Raw genomic sequence first — 24840 nt, forward strand, 5'->3', positions numbered from 1 at the left:
TCACTTCCACCCCTTCCACTCACCGCCCTCATATTTCAGACGATTTCCTTGGGTATCATAGTATTGTTGATAACGCGTAATAGTGCCCGGACTAAAATCAGGCGACGGATCGATTACCCGTATTTCTATATCTTTATTGCCAATCTTCTCAGTACCAACAAGTTTATAGTACGGGCTATCACCGTGGGTTCCACCGCCCGGATGAAACTCTACCTCTTTTATTGTCGGGTGTCCTTCAACGTTAAAGACCTGTGCTCTACCTGAAGTGCCAGCCAATGGTGCTTTCGGCGTAACGCTTGCACCATCAAGCGTTAGCGACTGCTTGATATCATCAATCGATTTACCCCACATGCTCGACGGCGATTCAGCAATATTTCGCGGAATCCCTGCTTGGTCGGCCAGATCGTCTCTCAGCCCAACACGCGCAATTGCAGAAGTAGCCGGCACTTCAGCGGCACCTGCGCCTTTTGCACCGATTGAAAGCAATGAACCGGCCTTACCTAGTATAGCCGCTAATCCAAAGCCAGACAGCTCTCCGGCCATGAACTCGCCCCACGCCTTTACGAACTCGGTCGCAGGCTGAACACCCTCAAATCCTTCACCTCGCGCGAGCGCCCTTCCGGCCTCAGCCATCTGCTCAGGTGAGGCTCCCTGGTTTTGCATGTACTCCATTTGGGTAGTCGCCGCTTGCCCATAGGCGGCCAAACCTGGTGGCAGGTGATCACCGAAATTGTACTGGGTAGCATTCTCCGCCACCCATGAAGCTGTTTTCAGGCTCTCACCATCGGCTCCGCTCTGCGTGGATGCGGCGAGTAAACCCACCAACTTCGAGCTCATGCTCAGTAGATTCGGATCGGCTTTCACGAGCTTATTGAGATCTGCCACCAAGGCCTCGTTAGCACCCGCTGCTAAAGCACCGGTTTTGAAGTCACCTCCACTGACTTGGGCCAATAACCCGCCGACCATGGCGTGGACCACGGTCTTCTGCAGACTGCCGTCGGCAGCTGGAACGTAATCCCCAACAGCATGGAAGCTAGCCGCCGCCAAGGTATTGAACAATGTGCTTTGCAGCGCATCACCCAAATCACCGCCTTGGCCCATGATCTTGCTCAGTGCAGTTGACGTGCCGTTCTGTAAGCCTTGGTTTGCCGCGAACTGACCAATCCCTTTCCAGGTACTAAGGTTGGTAGTGACTTTGCCAGTCAAAGGGTCCGTCGTGGTGCCAGTCCAATCATCGAAATAGCCCGCAGTCAGGCCCGCCGTGACGCCAGAAATGGCATATCCTTTGAGGGCATCACTAGAGGTCATATCTTTGACGACGGCACCTAGATTGCCCTTATTGTTAATCGTACTGACTGCAGCACCGCTGGCGGCGGAGGTCACCACGGCAGTCAGCGCGACATTGCCCCACCCAGCAGCAGTTGCCGCTCCGGCGGCGGAAGTGCCAGCTGCGGCCATCGCGGTACCAGAGCCTGCTGTGGCCCCGGCCGCTGAACCCAATGCAGCACTCGCTGCGCCCGCTGTTAAAGCAGTCACGATGATCATAATGGCCAACACAGCGCCCGCGCCCAGACCCGAATGGCTGTATTTAAAGCTTTCGTGTACCTCTTGGACCTTACGCCAGTCGACATCCCCACGAGTCTCCGCGTCCTTCAACCAAGCAAGGCTTGGATCGGCTTGCACCATGCTATCGATGGTCTCGCTTACTGACTTCTGGTCGATCTGCTTGAGATCAATTTTCAAGCCTTCGACAGCCCGGATCGCTACCTCGCCTTTGGCCACCAGCTCGCTCTGGCGCAAGGTTTCGTCGGTGTTGCCCTTACCTTTACTCGAATTCCAGGCAAGGTCACTTTTGCTCTTCTCGTGACTCTCCTGCTTCAGATCCTTCACGCCCTCAAACGTAACCGCACCACCACTTTGAATCGTCAGGTCCTTACCGCTGTCCAGCTTCGCGGCCTGGTACTTCTGATCGCCCCCGCTCGCCAGCAAAAGATCTCCACCCGTGGTGATTTCACTACCGATGTTTTTCACATCAGTGATTTCGTCACGCTTGGTTTTCTTCGCCCCAAAACTCCCCTTCTTCTTTTTGTCATACAGCGAATAATCATTGTCCTGCGCAGCCAGAATGTCGAGGTTTTCACCGGCAACCAGGTACGCCTCTTTACCCGCAGTAATACGGCTGGAGATCACGGCGAGGTTCTGGCCGGCCTGTAAGGCAACACTGCCCCCGGCATCAAGATCGGAGGAAACCTGGCTGACGTGGTCTTCCTGACGGGTCAGTTTTTTGCTTTTCGACAGGGAGTGTTCTTCGTCCGCCGCAGAGCTGATGGTGAGGTTTTCGGTCGCCGCCATGGCGATGTCGCGTTTGGCGTCGATCTGGCTGGCGATGACGGAGATGTCGCGTCCGGCCTGAACGGTCAGGTCGCGTCCGGAACTGGCGGTGGAGCCCAGTTGGGTGATGTCGCTGCTGTTGTGTTTGCTGTCGGAGAACAGGCTGTTGGTGACTTCGGTCGGGGCGATGGTGACGTCGCGTCCGGCCTGGATGGTCATGTCACGACCGCTTTCCAGCACGCTTCCTTTGTTGATGACGTCGCGGCCTGCTGAAATGCTCATGTCGTTGGCGGCTTCGATGCGCGCGGCACTGTCGGCGAACTCGTTGTGGCGCTGACCGAGCACACTGTTATCCATCGAGGTGATGCTGCGTTCGTTGATCACGTCGCCGTTGATCGCGGTCAGTGAAACATCGCGACCTTTGATGATGCCGCCAGCGGTGTTGATCAGGTCATTGCCCGCGAGCAGATCGAGCCGGTTGCCGGCTTCTATCAGGCCGGTGTTGATCAGGTTGTTGCCTGCGACTGCCGAGAGGTTGTTGGCTGCGTGCAAGGTACCGACGTTGTCGAGGTTCTGGCCGGCGATCAGTGAGACGTCGTTACCCGCAATCAATGCCCCGGTCGGACCAAGGCGATTGTCGGCCTGGGCCAGATACAGCACCGGCACCAGCACTTTCTCGCCATTCACTTCGTGCTCTTCGAGCCAGACGATGTCGTGGGTCAGTGCAGCGACCTGTTGTGAACTCAGCGACACGCCCACAGCCAAGTTCAGTTGCTGTTTGCTGGCGATGGCGTTGTTCATCAGGTACTTGAACTGCGCCTCGTTGGAGGTCTGTCCATCGATGAAGGCCTGACCAGTGCGGGCCACGACTGCCTGCTGAACGAGGCGTTGTTCATACAAGCCGTCGCCCAAGCGCTTGGCGCTGACTTCCGGATCGTAGCCCAGACCTGCGAGCAGGTAATCCGAGCTCATGAATTGCTTGAGTTCGGTGAGGACCGGGTTGGTTTCGATCAGGTATTTTTGCGGTTTGGAAACAAACGAACTGCTGGGCAGGCCCTGCACTCGGGTAACGGTTTGTGCTGCGGCAGACACGAGCGGCGTGATTGCACTGGCTTGCGCCACTATGGCGGGCTGAGTACTGGAGACGCTCACGGGGCTATTCTGCGTAACCACCGTGCTCGGAACAGCGGCAGTGACAGGGCTGCCCTGAGCAGCAACAGGGTCGCGAACAGCGGCAATAACCGGACCACCTTGAGTATTTACGACAACCTGGGTAACGGCGGCAGTCGCGCCTGACTGGGCACCTGTTGGAGCCTGATTGACCGCACTGAGCGGGTTACCCTGAGTCCCATTTACAACCTGACCGGCCTTGTTGACCTGAGCGCCTTGCACCATTCCGGCATTCTGAGCAGCCGAACTGCCGGAAGAAACGGCAGTGATGAGCGGAATGCCAGATGTAGAGCCAACGTTCTGAACAGGCAGCAAAGCGCCGCTACCCTGATTGCCAGTTGCAATGCCTGTAACGCTGTCGACACTGGTGACACCTACGGAATCAGAGGTATGACCGGGTAGTACAAATCCGCCTATGGGCGCGGCACCTGGTGCGCTGGCGTCAAAGGAGGATGCGTTGGCGCTCACACCAGCACCTTGTCGTATCACCGAAGCAAGCTGGCGGGTGGCATTGGATATCTGGCCTACCGAGCCGATCTGGATGGTGCTTGCCTGCGCATCGGAAACGGTATGCTCGCGTTGCGCGACGGATACGGCCGCGCCGCCCATGGTCCAGCTTTGTGGCAGGCCGACGGGTTGGGCGACAGCGGCTGCGGTGCCGGTCTGGCCGCTCAGACGGAACAGTCCGTTCTGGCCGGTGGGCAGGCTGAAGCCTGGCAGGCTTAACGGGTTGACTTGTTGTTGGGCCAGGTCTGGGGGGAGCTGGGCATTGATCCTGATAACTGTGGCACCAGTGCCGGAGGTACGCGTGTCCTGAACCTTGCTGGTGCCTGCGCTGCCTGCATAGTCCTGGTGGATGACACTATTTTGCAGGTCCTGTTTGGCAGTGATGGAAACGTTTCCGCCCGCTTGAATGACTGCACTGCGTCCGCCGTTACCGCTGCCGTCTTTGGCGACTTCGACGTCGCTTACTAGTGAAAATCTAGTAATCTCGCTTGGTAGTGCCAGCAAACTATTACGGTCATAGCTTGAGGTAGGCAACGGCCTATCATTATTGTACTGAAGGATAGTATTTTCGACATAGACCTTCGTAACGGAGTCCTCAACAACGTATTGATTATACGTGTAAGGATTCTCACTACTATCAAACACATCCTCTCCCACAACCAAACCCAACCTCAGGTCTCCGTCTTTACCAATATAATAAACATTAGGATAGTCAGGATTATTGCGTCGATTGTAGGCGTCTACGCTTGGCATAGATCGAATTACAGTCCCATCAGTAACTCCGCTAGCAAGATACGTACGCGTACGCTCGATACTGCCGCTCACAGCACCTAGGTTGCTCACATTATTAGCATTTATAACAATATTTCCGACGGCACTTATTGTACTCTTACTATTTAAAAAATCGCCACCACTGAAAGTAAAATCTCTGCCCGACGTCAAAAATGCGGAAGCGCTACTATCGTTATCCTGGCCGCCCTCGAAAAACTCCTTAGCGACAAAATTAACTGAGTAGTGATCACCTCGACAATCTAGACATTGTACGGCGATCAGACCTTTCACCAAGGTTCTGCCTACCGCGAATCCCTGATCTCCGCCGGCACCTTCTGTGCGATTATCAAATGAAGATGCGGTTATAGAGAAGCTGCTTCCGCTTTCCATAGAACCTGAAATGTTTGAAACTTTGCTTGCACTATCGACGCCGTAACCTTTGACAATCACATTACGCAAGCCATACACATCACCTCTCTGGTTAATAACAGTGCCAGCATTAACTTGCAAGTCACCGCCACTGAATAACAGCCCCTGACTATTTAGTAGCGAGGGCGTATTCAATGTGAGATCCTGAGCCGCCCCCAACGTACCGTAATTATTAATAGCACCCGCACTGAACACCAGATCACCAGCCGATGTAATACGACTATAGTTATTAGCACTCCCTGCAATACCAATATCTGCGCGCGAGCCACCAGCAATACTTCCACCACCAGTTAAATTCAGCTGATTAGCGGTCAGATTCAATGTACCGACACTAGAAGTCCTACCACTACCGGTAAACGTCCCGCCAATACGTATGTCTACCCCGCCATCGCTCGCAATCAAGCCATCATTCGTCCAGTTTCCGCCACTCCCACTGAACGAATTCGACGCCAGCAATTGCCCGCCCGCCGTCTGATTCAAGGTGCCGACATTCACCGTCAGACGCCCGGCCTGAATAACGCTGCTGTTGGTCCAGCTATCGGCACTAAGCGTCAAACCACCGCGAGTAACAATGCTGCCGCCAGCATTGGTGACGTTAACCGTAGAAATATTAAACGTGCCATTACCCGTATGCAGCAGCGAACCGCCCCCATTGAGGAAGTTGCCAGCGTTGAGAGTCAGGTCGCTGTTGGCGCTTTCCAGGGTGCCGTTGCGGTTGTCGAACAGGTTGCCGATCTGGAAGTTTGTGGCGCCGCCACCGCCCAGCGCACGCAGTTGTCCGGTCTGGTTGTCCAGACTGGCAGCGGTCACGGCCAGGGTGCTGTCGCTTTCGATGATGCCAAGGCGGTTGTTCAGTGCGCCGCTCAGGTTCAGCTCGACCTGGCCACCGGCGATCTGGCCGTCGTTGTCGCCGCTGTTGTCGAAGTTGCCACCGTTGACCCGCACCAGGCCTTTGGCGTACAGGCCGCCGTTGCGGTTGTCGAAACCCGGGGTGGTGATCAGCGCTTCGCCGGTGCGTGCGGAGACTCGCCCGCCGTAGTTGTCGAAGCCGCCCAGCGCGGTCAGGTTGAGGCGTTGCGCCTGAATGACACCGCCCTGGCGATTGGCGTCATAGCCATTTTTCAGCACGCCGGCCAGTTTCGCGGTGAACAGACCTTGCAGGCTGGACAGCACTCCGCCCTGACTGTAGAGGTTGGCACCGGTCAGGTTCAGGTCGCCGTTCTGCGCGATGATCCGGCCGTTCTGGTTGTTGACGGTATCAGCGACATCCACAACCAATGCGCCGACGCTCTGGACCGCGCCACGAACGTTGGAGAGGCTCGCTGCATTCAAATGCGCATCGGCGTTCTGGCTATAGATCAAGCCATCAGCATCGTTGAGGACACTGCCACCCGCGACGACTTTTAGTGTGTTGTTGGCAGCAACAGTGCCGCGGTTACGGTTGTCCAGTTGCCCGGACGTATTGAGGGTCATCAGGCTTTGGCTGATCAGTTGCCCGGCCTGGTTGTTGATCGCCGCGCTGCGCCGCAACAGCAGGTTACCGCCGCTGGCCAGCTTGCCGCTGGTGTTGGTCAGGCTGCCCAGCAGGTCGAGTGTCATATCGGCCTTGCTGCTCAGGTTACCGGCGCTGTTGTCGAGGCTGCTGCCTTCGAAGCTGAAACCCTGCTGCGCCGTCAGGTTACCGGCCGCGTTGTTCAGGGCATTGGCTTTGATGGTCAGCCCTGCACCACTGTCGATCAGGCCGTTCTGGCTGTTGTTCAGCAGGCCCGCGACGGTCAGGGTCTGGCCGGTTCCGCTGGAGAGGATGCCGCCGCTGTTGTCGAGGCTGTCAGCGGTTACGCTCAGTGTGTTCTGGCTGACCAACGCACCGTTGCCGCCGTTGAGCAATTCACCGGTTAGGGTTGTAACGAGGTTGCCGTTGCGGCTGGACAAGGTGCCATTGGTACGGTTATCGAGTCGATTGCCGGAAACGTTCAGGCCCTGCCAGCCGGAGATCAGGCCGTTCTGGTTGAGCAGGTTGGTCGCGTTGACTGTCAGCACGTTGCTGCTGATCAGCTTGCCGCTACTGTTGTTGAGGGTGCGGCCATCGAACCTGAAACTCTGTGCGCTGGAGACCTCGCCAGACTGGTTATTCAGGTCGCGAATGCGGTTAAGGGTCAGCGAACCGTCTGCCGTAATCAAGCCGCCGAGGTTGTTGAGGTCGTTGCCTTGCATGTCGATGGACAACCCGGCGTCGCCCATCACGCGTCCGCCATTGAGCGACAGTGCATTGAGGACCAGAGTCATGTCACGCGTGGCCGACACTTCGCCGCTGTTGCCGGCATCCAGGCTGCCCGCCGTCAGGTTCAGGGTGCCGGTACTGTTGATCAGGCCTTTGGCGATGTTGTTGATCGATGTGGCGTTGAGGATCAGGCTGGTGCCGCCCAGCACCTGGCCGTTCTGGTTATCGAGACTGGCCGTGCCCACCTTGAGCGCCTGAGCAGCATTGATCAGTCCTTTGTCACGGTTGGTGAGCAGACCGGTAACCGTCAGGTCCAGGTTGTTGCGGCTGGTCAGTGTACCGCCTGTGTTATCGAGGGTATTGGCGGTGGCATCGACACCGGCTGCGGCGATCATGCCTTTGACGTTGGTCAGCGCACGGGCGATGCGCAGGGTCAGCAATTGGTTGCTGAGCAGTTTGCCGCCGCTGTTATCCAGTTGTTGCGCGTTGACGGTAAACGCCTGAGCGCTTGATATTTCGCCGTTCTGATTCAGAACCTCGTTGACGTTTTTCAGCAGCAGTGCGCCCGGCGCGTTGATCAAACCGCCCTGGTTGTCCAGCTGGCCGTTGTTCAGGTCCAGGCTCAGGGACGTATTGCTGAACAGCTTGCCGCCCTGCTGACTCAGGCGGCTGACACTGGCGGTCAGTGCCTGGCTGCTGCCGATGCTGCCGCCATCGCTGTTGGTCAGTCGTGCGGTCGTCAGGTCCAGACGATCACTGCTGCTGACGCGACCGTTATGGCTGTTGTCAAAATCCCCGGTCTTCAGGGTCAGCAGGCCTTTGCCGCTGATGTTGCCTTTCTGGCTGTTATCAAGACTGGCACTTTTCAGGTCCAGTGCGCCGTCGGTCAAAAGCTTGCCGCCCTGGTTGCTGATTGCCCCGGTGCTGTCGAGGGTCAGTTTTCCAGCGCTGGAAATGCTGCCTGCGGTATTGGTCAGACTGCTGGTCTTTACCGTCAGGACATCTTCGTTGCTGATCAGGCCTTGAGTGTTATCGAATGCTGCAGACAGGTCGATACCCAAGGCTTTGAGGGCACTGAGCGCACCACCGGTGTTGTCCAGGGTGCTACCGACCAGCGTCAAGCCGCCTTGGCTGGAGAGCAGACCGTTGGTTCGGTTGGTGATCTGCGCAACGTTCAGATTCAAGGCTTTCTGCGCCAGCACCTGACCGCTGTCGCTGTTGTTCAGTTGCTGGCCGGTCAGGGTAATCACGTCCTGACTGGACAGTTCACCGCCGCGATTATCGATGCTGGTGACATTGATACCGAGGGCTTGGGTTGCGCCGATGAAACCGTTCTGACGGTTGTCCAGCGCGTCGCCGCGCAAGGTCAGTGTGCCTTGGGCAAGCATCTGGCCGTTCTGTTGTTGAAGATTGGCAATCCGCGCGTCGAGGTTTTGCTTGCTCGCCAGTTGCCCGAACCGGTTATCGGCTGTTGCGGCGGTCAAATTCACATCGCCGTCACCAATGAGCGTGCCCTTGACGTTGGTCAGGGCGGTATTGACCATCAAGTCCAGAGCTGCGCGGCTGCTGATCAAGCCTTCGGTGTTGTCCAGGCTGTCGCTGCGAGTATTAAGGGCCGCAGCGGAAATCGTACCTTTGACGTTGCTCAGCGCCTTGTTGACGATCAGCGTCAGAGCCTGACTGCTGAGCAGTTTGCCGCCACTGTTATCGAGGCTGTCGACGTTCAGGGTAAAGGCCTGTGTACTGGAAATTTCGCCGTTCTGGTTGGCCACGCCTTTGAGATTCTTCAGCAGCAACATGCCCGGGGCGTTGATCAGACCGCCCTGATTGTTCAACTGGCCGTTGTTCAGATCGAGGCTCAGCGAGGTGTTGCTGAACAGCTCACCACCCTGCTGGTCGAGGCTGGTCACGCTGGCCGTCAACGCCAGCGCACTGGCAATACGTCCGGCGCTCTGGTTGATGACCTTGCCTGCCGTCAATCGCAGGGTATCGCTGCTGGTCAGGCGACCGCCCTGGCTGTTGTCGAACGTGCCGGTGGTGACCTGCGTGGCGCCCTTGCCAGCCAGTTTGCCCGCCTGACTGTTGTTCAGGCGGGCGCTGGTCAGTGTCAGCGTGGCGTCGGTAGTAACGGAGCCCGCCTGGTTCTCCAGAGCGCCGGTGGTGGTGACGCTCAATGCATCGGCACTGGACAGGCTGCCTGCTGCGTTTTGCAGCGAGGCGGCATTGACCGTCAACGCCGCTTCACTGCTGAGCAGACCAGCGCTGTTGTCCAGCGCACCGGACACATCAATGTGCATGTCCTGCTGGCTGGCCAGCGTACCGCCTGCGTTATCCAGGCGTGCACCGTCGAGACGCAGGGTGTTACCGAACAACAGGCCTTTATTCAGGTTGATCACGCGCGCCACGGTCAGCCCAAGTGCAGTGCCTGCCAGGACCTTGCCGCCGTTGCTGTTGTCGAGCGTCTGACCAATGATGTCCACACCGATCTGGCTGGACAGTTCACCGGCCTTGTTGTCGATGTCGGCAACATCGATTTTCAGCGCTTTTGTAGAGCCCACCAGGCCTCCCGACCGGTTGTCGAGGGTTTTGCCGGTCAGGGTCAGATTGCCCTGCGCAACCAGCTCGCCGCCCTGCTGGGTCAGACTGCCGATATTGGCGACCATGTCTGCCTGGCTGGCGATACGACCGTTGCCGTTGACAACGCTGTCGACCTGCAACTGCATCAGGCCAGCGGCGTTGAGCAGACCGTTCTGGTTGTCCAGACGCGTGCCGACCAGTTCAAGACCGGCATTGCTGTTGATCAGGCCTTTTTGCGTGGTGCTCAGGCCGGTCTGGCTATTGTCGAGGGCATCGACGAACAGCTGCAGGCCTTTCTCGGCACGAATCGAACCGCCACGGTTGTCGACGCTGTCGCTATGCACGATCAACAGGTTCTGCGCGGCAATACGGCCGCCACGGTTATCCAGCGTCTTGCTCGACAGGTCCATCAAGCCTTTGGCTTGCAGGCTGCCACCCGCGCGATTGTCCAGTGCGCCGCTCAGTTTCAGAGTCAGTTGGCCATCTGTGACCAGTGCACCGGACTGGCGGTTGTCCAGACTCGCAGCACCGATGTCGATACCCTGCCCTGCGCCCAGCGTTCCGGCCTGATTATCGATGGTTTCAGTGATCACCAGTTTCAGGAACCGGTCAGCCATGACCTGGCCAGCGGCGTTATCGAGGCTCAGCGCATTCAGCGTCGTGTTACCGGCGCTGGTCAGCTCGCCGCTGCGGCTCGACAGCTGGCCAGTGACGTTTACCAACAGGTCGGCATCGCTGCTCAGGCTGCCGCTGTTGTTATTCAGCTCATTGGCCGCCAGATCGATACCGTTGCCAGACACCAGACCGCGCAGGTTGGTCAGCAACTGGTCGACACGCACGATCAGCGCTTTGTCGCTGAGCACCGAGCCAGCGGTGTTGTCCAGCGACGTCGCGGCCAGGGTGAAGCCGTTGGCGCTGGAAATTTCACCGCTGCGGTTGCTGACTGCATTGAGATTTTTCAGCAGCAACTGGCCCGGCGCGGTAATCAGACCGCCGTCGTTGTTCAGCACGCCTTTGCTTAAATCGAGACTGACGTCACTGTTGCTGTACAGACGGCCATCGTTAGTCTGATTCAGACCGGTGACCACGGCCGTCAGGGCCATGGCGCTGGCGATACGACCGGCGTCACTGTTATTGACCAACCCGGCATCGAGCTGAAGGGTTCCGGTACTGGTCAGGCGGCCGCCTTGCTGGTTGTCAAAAGCACCGGTGACGAGCTTCACGCCCTTGCCGGCGATACGACCGTTCTGGCTGTTGTCCAGGCTGGCGCTGGTCAGCGTCAGGGTTGCATCACTTAGAATCTGCCCGCCACGGTTCACCACGGCACCATCGACCGTCAGGGACGAGTTGCCGGAACTGGTGATACTACCGGCAGTATTGCCCAGAGAAGCGGCGCTCAACACCAGCGTGCCATCGCTGCGCAATGTCCCTTGATCGTTGCTGAGGACGCCCGTGTCTTTCAGACCCAGACTGTTTTTGGCGTAGACGCTGCCACCGCCCGTGTTGATCAGTTGCCCGACGTTCAACTGCACACTCTGCTGGCCGGAAACGGCACCTGCGCTCTGGTTGTTCAGGCTGTCGGCGTTGAGCAGCAACGCACCATTGGCCAGTAAACGGCCCTTGCCACTGTTATCGAACTGGCCAACGGTTGCGGTCAGCTCTCCAAGGCTGGAGAGCTCCGCGTTGCGGTTGTCCAGCGTCGCGGCACTCAGCTCGACACCGGTGGCGGAAATCAGGCCACGCAGGTTGGTCAGCAACTGGGCGACACGCACGATCAAGGCTTTGTCGCTGATCACCGAACCTTCGGTGTTATCCAGCGAAGTGGCCACCAGCGAGAAACCGTTGGCACTGGAAATTTCGCCGTTCCGGTTGTTGACCGCCGTGAGATTTTTCAGCAGCAACTGCCCCGGCGCACTGATCAAACCGCCCTGGTTGGTCAGCACGCCATTACTCAGGTCCAGGCTGACGTCGCTGTTGCTGTACAGTCGGCCATCGTTGGTCTGGTTCAGGCCGGTGACCACTGCGGTCAGGGCCATGGCGCTGGCGATGCGGCCGGCGTCGCTGTTGTTGACCAGCCCGGCATTCAGTTGAAGTGCGCCGGTACTGGTCAGGCGGCCATCCTGATGGTTGTCGAAGGTGCCAGTGGTAAGCACCACGCCATTGCCCGCAATGCGACCACTCTGGCTGTTATCCAGGCTGCCGCTGGAAAGCGTCAGACCTGCATCACTGATGATCTGCCCGCCCTGGTTGACGACGGCAGCATCGACTTTCAATGTGGCAGCACCGGCGCTGGTGACTCGACCGCCGGTGTTGGCCAGAGAAGCTGCTTTCAGGTCCAGCGTGCCGTCACTGCGCAGTACGCCCTGATCGTTATTCAATGCACCGGTGAGCGTCAGACCGAGCGTGTTTTTTGCATAAACGCTGCCGCCGGAGTTGGTCAGTTGCCCCAGATTCAACTGGACGCCCTGCTGTCCGGAAACCACGCCGTTCTGGTTATTCAGGTTATCGGCTGTCAGCAGCATTGTGCCGTTGGCGAGCAGACGCCCTTTCGCGCTGTTGTCGAACTGGCCGATGTTGGCAGTCAGGGTGCTCAGACTAGAAATTTCCGCGCTGCGGTTGTCCAGCGTTGCAGCACTCAGATTGAGGCCATTGGCGGAAATCTTGCCGCGCAGGTTGGTCAGCAACTGATCGACACGCACGATCAGCGCTTTGTCGCTGAGCAGCGAACCCTCGGTGTTGTCCAACGAAGTGGCCGCCAGCGTGAAACCGTTGGCACTGGAGATTTCACCGCCTTGGTTGTTGACCACGTTCAGGTTTTTCAGCAGCAACTGGCCAGGCGCATTGATCAGGCCACCCTGGTTGGTCAACAGGCCATTGCTCAGGTCCAGGCTGACATCGCTGTTGCTGTACAGTCGGCCATCGTTGGTCTGATCAAGGCCGGTAACCACGGCAGTCAGCGCCATGGCGCTGGCGATGCGACCGGCGTCGCTGTTGTTGACCAGCCCGGCGTTCAGTTGAAGCGCGCCGGTACTGGTCAGGCGGCCGTCCTGATGGTTGTCAAAAGCGCCAGTGGTGAGCACCACGCCATTGCCGGCAATGCGCCCGCTCTGGCTGTTATCGAGGCTGGCGCTGGTGAGTGTCAGTTGCGCGTCGCTGAGTATCTGCCCGCCCCGGTTGACAACGCCGTCATTGATAATGATCGACGCAACACCGGCGCTGCTGACGCTGCCCGCGCTGTTGGCCAGCGAGGCTGCACTCCCGGTCAGTGAACCGTCGCTGCGCAGCACACCCTGATCATTCTTCAGTGCCCCGCTGACGGTCAGACCAAGACTGCTTTTGGCAAAAACGCTGCCCCCACCGGTATTGTTCAGTTGGCCCAGGTTCAGTTGCACGCCCTGCTGCCCGGAAACGATCCCGTTCAGGTTATTCAAGCCGCCCGCGGTCAATAGCAGCGCGCCATTGGCCAGCAGGCGACCTTTTTCGCGATTATCGAACTGGCCGATGGTGGCCGTCAGGCTGCCCAGGCTGGACAGTTCGGCGTTGCGGTTATCCAACGCTGCGGCGCTCAGGGTGACGCCGTTGGCGGAGATCTGCCCGCGCAGGTTGGTCAGCAGCTGAGCGATACGCACGATCAACGCTTTGTCGCTGACCAGCGAGCCGTCAGTGTTGTCCAACGAAGTCGCTGCCAGCGTGAAATCGTTGGCGCTGGAGATCTTGCCGCTCTGGTTATTGACCACTGTGAGGTTTTTCAGCAGCAACTGACCAGGTGCAGTGATCTGGCCGCCCTGGTTGGTCAACAGGCCATTGCTCAGGTCCAGGCTGACATCGCTGTTGCTGTACAAGCGCCCGTCATTGGTCTGATTGAGGCCCGTAACCACGGCAGTCAGAGCCATGGCGCTGGCAATACGACCGGCGTCACTGTTGTCGACCAGCCCGGCATTCAGCTGGAGTGCGCCGGTACTGGTCAGGTGGCCGTCCTGATGGTTGTCGAAGACTCCAGTACCGAGCACCAGACCTTTACCGGAAATACGACCGCTCCGGCTGTTATCAAGGCTGCCACTGGTGAGTGTCAGTTGTGCATCGCTGACTATCTGCCCACCCTGATTGACCACCGCACCGTTGAAATTGAGCACACCTGTGCCGGCACTGGTCACACTGCCGTTGGTGTTGGCCAGACCGGCTGCCTTGAGGTCCATTGCGCCATCACTGCGCAATACGCCCTGATCGTTTTGCAACACACCGCCCAGCGTCAGGTTCAGCGCATCCTTAGCGTAAACGCTGCCCCCACCGGTATTGTTCAATTGCCCCAGGTTCAGTTGCACGCCCTGCTGACCGGAAACGATCCCGTTCAGGTTGTTCAAGCCGTCCGCAGTCAACAGCAGCGCGCCACTGGCCAGCAGGCGGCCTTTTTCACGGTTATCGAACTGGCCAACGTTGGCCGTCAGCCTGCCAAGGCTGGATATTTCGCCATTGCGGTTGTTCAGTGAGCCCGCTGTCAGATCAAGACCGGTCGCAGAAACCAGACCGCGAAGGTTGGTCAGCAACTGATTGATGCGCACAACGAGCGCTTTATCGCTGAGTATCGAACCGTCGGTGTTGTCCAGCGAAGTGGCTGCCAGCGTGAAGCTGTTGGCGCTGGAAATCTTGCCGCTCTGATTATTGACCGCCGTGAGGTTTTTCAGCAGCAACTGACCAGGCGCAGTGATCTGGCCGCCCTGGTTGGTCAACAGGCCATTGCTCAGGTCCAGGCTGACATCGCTGTTGCTGTACAGTCGGCCATCGTTGGTCTGATCAAGGCCGGTAACCACGGCAGTCAGCGCCATGGCGCTGGCGATGCGACCGGCGTCGCTGTTGTTGACCAGCCCGGCGTTCAGTTGAAACGCGCCGGTACTGGTGACGCGGCCGTCCTGATGGTTGTCAAAAGCGCCAGTGGTAAGCACCACGCCATTGCCGGCAATGCGACCACTCTGACTGTTATCCAAACTGCCGCTGGAAAGCGTCAGGCCCGCATCGCTCAGAATCTGTCCGCCACGGTTGGCGACTGCGCCCGTTGTGCTGACGGTAGCCGTGCCGGCACTGGTCACGCTGCCGCTATTGTTACTCAGAGAGGCCGCGCGCACGGCCAGTGTGCCGTCGCTGCGCAGCACGCCCTGATCGTTGCCCAAAGCGCCGTTGACGGCCACATTCAGGTTGCTTTTGCCGTAGACACTGCCGTTGCCGGTGTTGGTCAGTTGCCCCAGATTCAGCTGTACGCCTTGCTGTCCGGCGACCGAGCCGTTCTGGTTGTTCAGGTGGTCAGAGGTCAGCTGCAGCGCGCCGTTGGCCAGCAGACGGCCTTTTTCGCGGTTGTCGAACTGGCTGACGGTCGAGGTCAGGCTGCCGAGACTGGAGATTTCCGCGCTGCGGTTGTCCACGCTTGCCGCGTTGAGCAGCAGATCGCCATTGGCGCTGATAAGCCCCAACTGGTTGAGCAACGGCCCGGAAATACGGGCGGACAAAGCGCTGCTGCTGAACAGCTTGCCTTGCTGGCTGTTGTCCAGCGAACCCGCAGTGATCGTCATAGTGCCATTGCTGCTGATCAGCCCGCTCTGGCTGTTGAGCACCTGAGACGCGTTGATATCGACAGTGCCGCCCTGGCTCAAAATTCGGCCTGACTGACGATTGTCGATGGCAGTAGCCACGATGCGTGTGCTCGACTGACCGTTCAGTGTAGCCCCCTGATTGTTCAGGGTCTGGCTGATGCTGGCTTGCAGGGCGCGGCTGGCGGTGATGCTGCCGCTGTTGTTCAGCCCGTTGGCAGACAGCGTCACATCGCCCGATATGTTGCGGCTGTTGTCTGCATTGACGCCCGCCTCGATCACCGCGGTGTTATTGATCTGACCGCCTGCGGAAAGTGTCAGTGCATCGCGTGCAGCGACGTTCTGCCGGGTGATGAGATCACCTGCCGTGGTCATGCCCAGTGACGACCCAGCATAAACCGGCCCGTTGACCTCGGCACTATTGGCCTTGACCGCCACAGCACCGCTGGCAGCGGTCTGCATCATGCTCAAGTGGCCGTTGGCATCAAGCTGGATATCTCCGCCACTGGCCGCCAGATCGCCAGCCAGCCTGACGCCGACACCCGCCTCGGTGCCCACCAGACGGATAGCGCCGGCATACATGCCGCCCAGCGCCGAGCTGTCGACGGCCAGTTCCGGTTTGGCGCTGCCGTCGTCAGGCAAGGCGGTGGGGTTCAGCGTCTGTGCGTCGACATCGTTGCGACCGGCAATGATGTTGAGGCGCTTGGCGTGTATCTCGGCATTGATCTTCGCGCTACGGGTGATGATGTCGAACTGGTCGACGTTGTCTGCGTTCAGCCCCACACCGTCGATGGATATGCTGCCGCCCTGCACATTGAAACGCTGCAACTGCCCGTTGGCATCCAGCACCGGTTTGCCGGTGGTCAGCGTGACCTGCGGGGTATTGATGAAACCGCAGCCGTTGCAACTGATGCCGTAGGGGTTGGCGACGATGACACGTGCCGCCTGCCCGGCCACTTCCGTATAGCCTCTAAGCTGACTGGCGTTGGCCCCGACCACTTCGTTGAGAATGGTGGTGGCCGCCGTGCCGCGCAGGTTGGAGTTGCCGACGATGATGCCGCCCAGTTGAGTGCTCTGGGTCTGGTTGGTGGAGTTGTTGAGGATGACGCCCTGGCTGTCGACGTTGAACTGCTGATACTGGTTGTGTGACAGGCCGCTGGCATTGGGCGCGGCAATATTGACGATAGGCACGCCATTGCCGGCCTGATTCAGGCTGGTATTCGTGCCGCTGACCACGATGCCTTCGGCTTGAACCAGCAGCGGCTGCCAGAACATCGCATTGGCGAGAATCAGCGCGAGGCCGCGCTTGGGCATTCCCCAGAAAGACCGGCGCTCGACCAGCACAGCAGAAGGCTGACGAGCAAGCAGAGCCAGTTGGTGAACGTCCATGTAAATGACCTCGGAACAGGTAGGTTGAATACGGTGTGGTTAGAGGAAAAAGTCCATACGGAAATAGATCGGCGCTTCGCGCTCGATCACATCGGGACGTTCCAGGGAATGAGCGAACGTCACTGAGGCAGCAACGTGCTGGCCACTCGTAAACAGCTCGAACGAGTTACTGGACAAGCGCCCATGCTGACTGCCGTTGTAACGATCGTTGCGGATAACACCCTGGTCGTAACCGGCAGCCGCGCCATACTCGGCGAACACCGGGCGCAGCCAGTCCAGGGCGACCGGGCGAGTCAGGCGCAACTCGTTACGCCAATAACCACCGCTGTCGCCAGACAGAAACTCATCCTTGTAACCGCGCACCGATGCTGATCCGCCCAGGCTGGTGCGTTGCGAGCTGAACAGCACATCCTCACTGCGCTGCCCGGTGGCCAGGCTGGTGAAGCTCAGGTTTTCGCCCCACAGTTGAAAGGGGTGCAGGTAGCTGAGGGTGCCGGTGTATTTGCGATAACGTGCATCAGCCTCACCCGGGCGAGGATCGTGGTTGCCCTGCGCGTCCAGTGCACCGATGCCTTGCTGCATGCCCAGATCGATGTTGACGAACGCCGAGCCAACCCGCCGCCCATGGTTGATACCGAACTGCGCCTCGGTGATGCGATTGCTGCTGACCGCCAGCTTGCTGTCTTCGACATAATTGTTGGTGCGCAGGTAGGACAGACCGGCATTGAGCGAGGTCTTGCTCAGCGCGTCGCGATACACGACCCGCTCGGCCTTGAACTGGTGGTTCTGGCTATCGCCGTCCTGCTTGAAGTTGACGTTCGAGGCCTGCGCCACCGAACGATATTCACTGGTGTTGTACAGGTAGCTGAACGTCCACCAGCCCCACGGCAGGCTGTAGGCAAGCGAGGCGTTGCGGGAGGCTTTCTGCCGATCGCTGATCGCATCGTGGCCGCCGCGCAGGCTGAACTGGTCGGCCAGCCCCAACGGATTATCCCACTCAAGGCCAGCGTTCCATTGCTGCTCGCCGGTGCTGCGCTGACCTTCGTTGGTACGCGACAGGTTGGCCCGCCATGGTTTTTGCGGAGTGTTCTTGACCACTACGTCACTGCCGCCGACGACTTGGCCGGGGGTCAGTTCCATCTGCGCCTGATTGGATGGCAGGCGATTGAGCTGATCGACCATCTGCTCGATTTCGCGCAGGTTGACCATCTGGCCTTCTTTACCGGGAAACGTCATGGCCAGCTCACGCGCCGACAGACCGCTGGCGGCATCGCCACGCAGATGCTCCAGCTTGCCTTCGATGACCAACACTTGCAGGTCGCCAGTGGACAGATCCTGTTGCGGCAGGTAGGCGCGAGTCGTCACCAGGCCTTTTTCGAGGTAGTGATCGGTGATGACTTTCAGAAGCTCATTGAGCTGCGCAACACCAAGGCACTTGCCAATATAGGGCTTGGTCAACGCATCGCGCTCGGCGGCCGACAGCGAGTCGGCGCCCTTGAGCTCGATACGATTGATGGTGAAACAACGTGTATCGGCCGGAGAACTCGGGGCAGCGGGTGCGGCTTGTTTGCCCGGCAGGTCCTTGAGTTCTTCAAGACGGCGGCGCTGCTCTTCGAGCAGGCGATCCTGACGATCACGAATAAGATCCTGGTCACCTGGCAAACTGGCGGGAGCAGTGGCTGCAAGCAAGGTAGCTGGCGCGAGGGCGAGCAGTAGCAGCAAAGCCAGTTTTAGGGCATGAGGATACACGGCGCGTCCTTGCGGTAGCATATTGATATCAAAAAGGCGGGCAATACTAGAACGCCATCATAGCGGCGTCAAATATTTGTATCGACCTTGTATCCGATTTGTTGAACTTTTTTTGAAGTTGATTTTTACAACACTGACCTTTAGCCAGCGCCCAAGGGTCATGTGCTTAGTATTGATAGGGGACAGCGTATCTTTTCGACATAGTATTAAGGTCATAATTAAATATATGCAGAAATGCTGATCGGCTAGCACGCGAAAACCGGCTCGTGTCAAGGCCGCAGATACACTATTAAAATGACTATGGTCTAAGGAAACAGGCGCAAGCATGCTGACCTTCCAGGGCTCTGGAGCGGCGCCGACGGTCCTTTTTTGCATGGACAGGGTGTAAAACAGAGGCAGCAGGTTTCGATCAAACCCTGTGGTGTGGCGCATGAGCAAAACGGGGATGAGCAATAACAACTAGTTGTCGGCCAACACTCGACAATGAACCGCTATGCCAGAATCAGTGCCGTCTCCCGCTGTATGCAGTATCGCGAGGTGTGCAGCCCTGCATTTGTTTAAAAGCGAGTCATCGACTCTACAGCCTCCCGCGCCACGCACGGGAGGCCTATCGAATCACTGTTGCCCGGACAACTTCATGATCATTCGCGACAGCAAGTAGATCCGCGGCGCCACGCTGCCCACTTCGGCATACTCTTCGGGCGTATGGATATTGCCGCCGACAATCCCGAAGCCGTCCAGCGTTGGTGTACCCACGCTGGCAGACAGGCTTGAATCTGCCGCCCCGCCGCTGCCCTCGATGGTCAGGGTGCGACCCAGTTCGCCGTAGATGCCTTGCGCCATCGCGACCAATGCATCGGACTGCGCGGTCTGCGGCATCGGTGGCAGGCCACGGACCAGACTGGTCTTGACCTCGGTATCGGGCACCAGCTTGTTGGCCGACACCCTGGCCAGGTCCTGCTCGACGCGGTCGAACTCTTCCGGTACGGCAGCGCGCACATCGGCCTTGGCGCTGGCCTGATCGGGAATCACGTTGGTGCGATCCCCCGCCTTGAGCACGGTGAAGTTGATGGTGGTTTTCTTCTCCTCGTCACCCAGCTTGCCGAGTTGCAGGATCTGATGGGCAACTTCGGTCGCGGCGTTACGTCCCAGCTCAGGCGCAACGCCTGCATGCGAGGCCTTGCCTTTGACTTCGACCAGCGCGGTTGCCGAGCCTTTGCGCCACACCACCAGACCGTCGGCCGGACGCCCCGGCTCCAGGTTGAGGGTGACGTCATGCTCCTTCGCGGTTTTCTTGATCAGCTCGGTAGCAACGCCTGAGCCGGTCTCCTCGCTGGCGTCGAGCAACACCGTGATTTGCGCGTAGTCGGTGAATTTCAAGTTGTGCAGCACCTTCAGTGCATAGATAGCTGCAACGATGCCGCCCTTGTCATCCATCACCCCTGGGCCATAGGCACGCCCGTCCTTGATGTGAAACGGACGCTCGGCCGCGGAGCCTTCCTTGAACACGGTGTCCATGTGCGCCATCAGCAGAATCTTCGCCTTGCCGGTGCCTTTCAGGGTGGCGATGACGTGGTTGCTGGCCTCTGGCGTATTTGGAACGAGCTCGATGGTGGCACCGAGCTTTTTCAGTTCTTCGATCGCGATGTCGCTGACCTTGGTCAGGCCCGGTACATACCCGGAACCCGAGTCGATGTTCACCAGACGCTCCAGCAGCTTCAAGGCTTCGTCCTTGTATTGCTCGGCATCGGCCTGGATGGCCTTGTGCGGTTCGGCCATGGCCAATGGCGCCAGGGCTGTCAACGCAAGCGCCAGGGCGAGATGGGCGGCCAGTGGCGAGCGGGTAAATGAGCGCATGTGTTTCATCCTTGTGTTCGATCATCGAGGTTTTCTCAGGACCATACCTTACACACGTACCGGCCGTCATGGCTCAGCTCGCCCTGCGCCAGCGCTCGAAGCGGTCGAACAGCAGCGCGTAGAGGATCGGAATCAGGCCCAGTGTCACCAGCGTACCCAACGCAAGGCCACCCATGATGGTGATCGCCATGCCCTCCCAGAGCGGGCCGGCAAACAGCATCAGCGGCACCAGCCCGATGATGCAGGTCAGTTTGGTCATCACGATCGGCCGCAAGCGCTTGATAGCTGCATTAACCACTGCATCACGCACCGCCAGGCCTTGCTCGCGTTCAGCCTCGATACGTTCGAGCAGCAGCACGGCGTTGTTGACGATGATGCCGGCCAGCGACAGCAGCCCGAAGGTGGCCATGAAGCCGAACGGATAGCCGGTGAGCACCAACGCCAGCGCCACGCCGATCAGCACGAAGGGCACGCTGGAGATGACGATCAGCAACTTGCGGAACGAATTGAACTGCCAGACGAACAACAACAGCATCGCGACCAGTGCATGCGGCATGTACTGCAACAGCGCCTGATTGGCTTCGGCCGAGTCTTCAATTTCGCCACCGGGTTCGATGTGGTAACCCGCCGGCAGGCTGATTGCAGCTATCTGCGGTGCCAACTGTTCGACGATCGAGGTCGCCGTCATTGACGGATTGTGCCCCACCACCGTGATTGCGCGTTGCAGATTACGCCGCTGAATAGTCGATGCCTCGGCCCTGGGCTCGACAGTGGCAATGGCCGACAACATCACCGGCGCGCCCCCGGAAGCCGGGTAAATCAGGGTGCTGTCCAGATCATTGCCCGGCTTGCTCAGGGTGCTCTGCTCTCGCGCCACAATGGCGACAGCAGTATCGCCATCCTGCAGCGACGACACGGACAGCCCGCTGTTTCTCAGTTGCAGGGCCTGGGCGATGTCCTGAGTGGCAACACCGGCCTGCAGGGCTTTGTACGGATCGACGACAACGTCGTAACGCAGCAATCGGGTCCGCCAGTCATCGTGCACGTCCAAGGTTCCGGGCAACGCCGACAACGCCTGCTCGATCTGTCGGGCAGTACCGCGCAACACTTCCTCATCAGGACCGATGACCCGGTAGACCGCAATCCCCGCCTCGGTGGTGCCCATCGAGAATCGTTTGGGCTGCGCTTCGATTTCGGGGTGCTGCGCGAGGATAAACTGTCGTGTGCGCTCGATCACCGCATCGAGGTCGGCACCTTCACGCACGCTGACAGTGAAATACGCGATATTCGGCGCGGGCAACGGGGGATTGAGGCCCAGCACGATCCGCGGCCCGCCACTGGCGACATAACCAATGCTGTGTTCCACATCCTGATCGCTGCTTAGCCATTGGCTGATATCACGCACCGCTCGAGACGTGTCTCGCGAGCTGCTGCCGGGCTCGAGCACCAGCGGAATCTGGAACTGCATGCGGTCCGACTTCGGCAGAAAATCGTACGGCACCCGGGTCAGCACCACGATCGCCAACGCCAGCAAACCCATCATGCAGGCGATGAAGAGCAGCGAGTGATTCAGCAAACGCTCGATGACCTTGCGATAGCCACGGTAGAACAGCGATGCATACTCATCGGCATGATCCGCCGACGCTTTGCCGGCCGGCACCCTGGCGAAGTAAAAGCACAACAGAGGCGTCACCGTGATGCTGAGCAGCCAGGAGCTGATCAGCGTCGTGGCGAGCACAACCGCCAGCGAACGCAGGTATTCGTTGGTACTGGTCTGCCCCAGAAAGAAGGGCGAAAACGCCAGGACGATGACCAGTGAAGAAGTCAGCAGAGGGATCATCAAAGTGCGCCCGGCCTCCTCACAGGCGCGCTGTCGATCCTCCCCCGCATGCAGGCGTCGCTCGATGTCTTCGGCGATGACAATGCCGTTGTCCACCAGCAAGCCCAGCGCCAGGATGATCGCGGCAATCGACACCGTCTGCAGCTCGATCCCCAGTGCGCGCATGACCAGCAGCGTACTGAGGATGGTCAAGGGCACAATCACCCCGACCACCAGCCCGGTGCGCCAGCCCAGAAACAGCATGACCACGCACATCACGATCACCACCGTCTCGGCCATGACGTGATACATCTTGCTCATCTCGTGCTCGACCACGCTGGACTGGAAGGTCACCACGTGCAAGGTAAAACCCGTCGGAAGTTGCTGCTCCAGCTCAGCGAGTCGCTTGCGCAAGGCATCACCGAAGGTTTGCACATTGAGGCCTGGCTGCATCGAAACGGCCAGTACCACAGCATCCTGTCCCTGATAGATCGCTTCGGTTTCCGGCGGGTCGACAGGGCTCACCGATACCCTGCTCAGGTTCTGCAACGCGACCTTCTGACCACTGGGCAACTGCACCGGGAACTGCCGAAGCTGCTCCGGCGAAAGCACCTCGCCACTGATCGAAAGCGTGGTGCTCTGCTGCCCGATGACCGGGTTGCCTCCCGTCGCGATCAGGTTGCGGGCCTGCAGTTGCTGAAGCAGCTGTTGCGGGGAAAGTCCGGCGGCGGCCAGCGTCTGGTGATTGAAGTCGAGGTAAATGCGTTCATTCTGCAGCCCATACAGCTGGACCTGATCGACGCCCTTGAGCTCATAAAGCTGATTACGCAAGCGCTTGATCGGGCCACGCATCTCGCCCATGGTGAAGCCCGGCGCGGTCAGCGCGATCGAAGCCACGGCGACGCGACCGAAATCATCATCGACAAAAGGCCCTTGGGTGCCGGGCGGAAAACCACCGCTCGTTTCACTCACCTTCGCCCGGAGCCGTTGCCACAGCAGCCCGAGATCCTTGACGTTGTCATACGCCGTAACCTGCACGATCACTCGGCCAGGCTGGACCGTGGTGAGCACGTTCTTGATCTCGGCCAGTTCACGGATACGCTCTTCGAGCGGCCTGGCGAGCAGTTCCTCGGTGCGCTCTGCGGACAGCCCTTCCAGAGACACGCTGACCAATGCGTCGCGAACGGTCACCGAAGGTTCTTCCTGAGAAGGAAAGCTCAAAAACGTGACAACACCGGCCAGCAAAATCAGCAAGGCAGCGAACAGGGTCAGGCGGCTTGCGCCCATGGCGCGGGAGGTAAGGTTCATTGCGCGTCACCGGTCAGGCGAGTGTCTGAATGAAACAGCGTGACGGGCTGACCGTCCTGCAGAAAAGCGGTGCCGGCAGTGACCACCTGCTCACCTGCGACCAGCCCGCTGACGACCAGTGCCCGACCTTCTCTGACCATACCCAGCGTCACGGAGCGTACGGCGACTGTTCCTCCCGCCTGGTAAACGAAGACTTCAGCAAGGTGGCTGTTGGCACCCATCCTTAACGCTTGCACTGGAACCGACAGCGACTGTGCGTCGGCAGCGGGATGCATTTGCACAAGCAGCGTGACGCCACTGGGCAGCCTGCCGGCAGGCCGCAGCACTCGGAACACAGCCGTTCTGACCAGCCCGTCATCAGCGCGGGGCGAAATGCCTTCCAGGGCGAGATCAAACCCTACCGTACCGTCTGCGCTGCTGGAGGCCCTGGCGAGGTCGCCCGGCTCAAGCGACTCGGCAAGTGCCAACGGAACAGCCGCCACCACTTGTTGCTCTGCGGCGGACTCTATATCCAGCAGCACCTGCCCGGCGGGCAACACGCTCTGCGGTTGTGCATGACGGGCCACCACGCGCCCGGCAAAGGGTGCGATCAAGCGGGTGCGATCCAGTTCGCGACGGGCCAGGTCCAGCTCGGCCTGCGTGCGCATCAGCTCGGCGCTGGCTTGTTCACTGGACGAGTGGGCCGACTCGACCACGCTCTGGGCGACACTGCCCGCTGCGAGCAGGTTTTGCTGACGCTGGTAGTTACGCTGGCGCTCCAGCGCCTGAGCCCGAGCCAGCCGCAAAGCGGCCTGCGCCTCCTGCAGACGCAATTGCGCAGGCTGCGGATCAAGGCGGGCGAGCACCTGGCCCGGCTTGACGCTATCACCAATGTCGGCCCGCAGTTCTGTCAGGGTGCCTGCCGATTCAAACGCCAGACTGGCGCGATCCTGCTGCCGAACGGTGCCAATGAAGCGCAACGCAGCGCCCTCTCCTGCCCGGACCGTCTCAACCTTGACAGCCCGGACAGGCGGAACGCTGGCCGTCTGTTTATCACCGCAGCCACTGATCATCAGAGTGATCAGCACGACGCCGCAAGCGCGCGACACACACCGCCGTAGGGCCGGAAACGCATCAGGATTCAATCGCATGGC

At 59.3% G+C, this 24840-nt stretch carries 5 protein-coding genes; all 5 read right to left on the reverse strand.

What is annotated here, in order from left to right:
* The gene (locus PI739_RS20905; protein ID WP_271352164.1) at positions 1–16974 is read right to left on the reverse strand and encodes a two-partner secretion domain-containing protein; all 16974 of its coding nucleotides are present in this window, start codon (positions 16972–16974) and stop codon (positions 1–3) included.
* A 39-nt stretch (positions 16975–17013) separates the two neighbouring features.
* Entirely contained in the window at positions 17014–18723 is a 1710-nt protein-coding gene (locus PI739_RS20910) for a ShlB/FhaC/HecB family hemolysin secretion/activation protein (RefSeq protein WP_271352165.1), read from the reverse strand.
* Between the two features lie 615 nt (positions 18724–19338).
* Positions 19339–20580, reverse strand: coding sequence for a M20/M25/M40 family metallo-hydrolase (locus PI739_RS20915; RefSeq protein WP_054081052.1), 1242 nt, complete (start codon positions 20578–20580; stop codon positions 19339–19341).
* Between the two features lie 73 nt (positions 20581–20653).
* Positions 20654–23707, reverse strand: coding sequence for an efflux RND transporter permease subunit (locus PI739_RS20920; protein WP_003372029.1), 3054 nt, complete (start codon positions 23705–23707; stop codon positions 20654–20656).
* Positions 23704–24837 (reverse strand): efflux RND transporter periplasmic adaptor subunit, encoded by a 1134-nt coding sequence (locus PI739_RS20925; protein WP_054081054.1) that lies wholly within the window; start codon positions 24835–24837, stop codon positions 23704–23706. Before PI739_RS20925 ends, PI739_RS20920 begins: the two co-directional genes overlap by 4 nt.
* Between the last annotated feature and the right edge of the window lie 3 nt (positions 24838–24840).

Source organism: Pseudomonas cerasi, assembly GCF_027983475.1.
Taxonomy (GTDB): domain Bacteria; phylum Pseudomonadota; class Gammaproteobacteria; order Pseudomonadales; family Pseudomonadaceae; genus Aquipseudomonas; species Aquipseudomonas cerasi.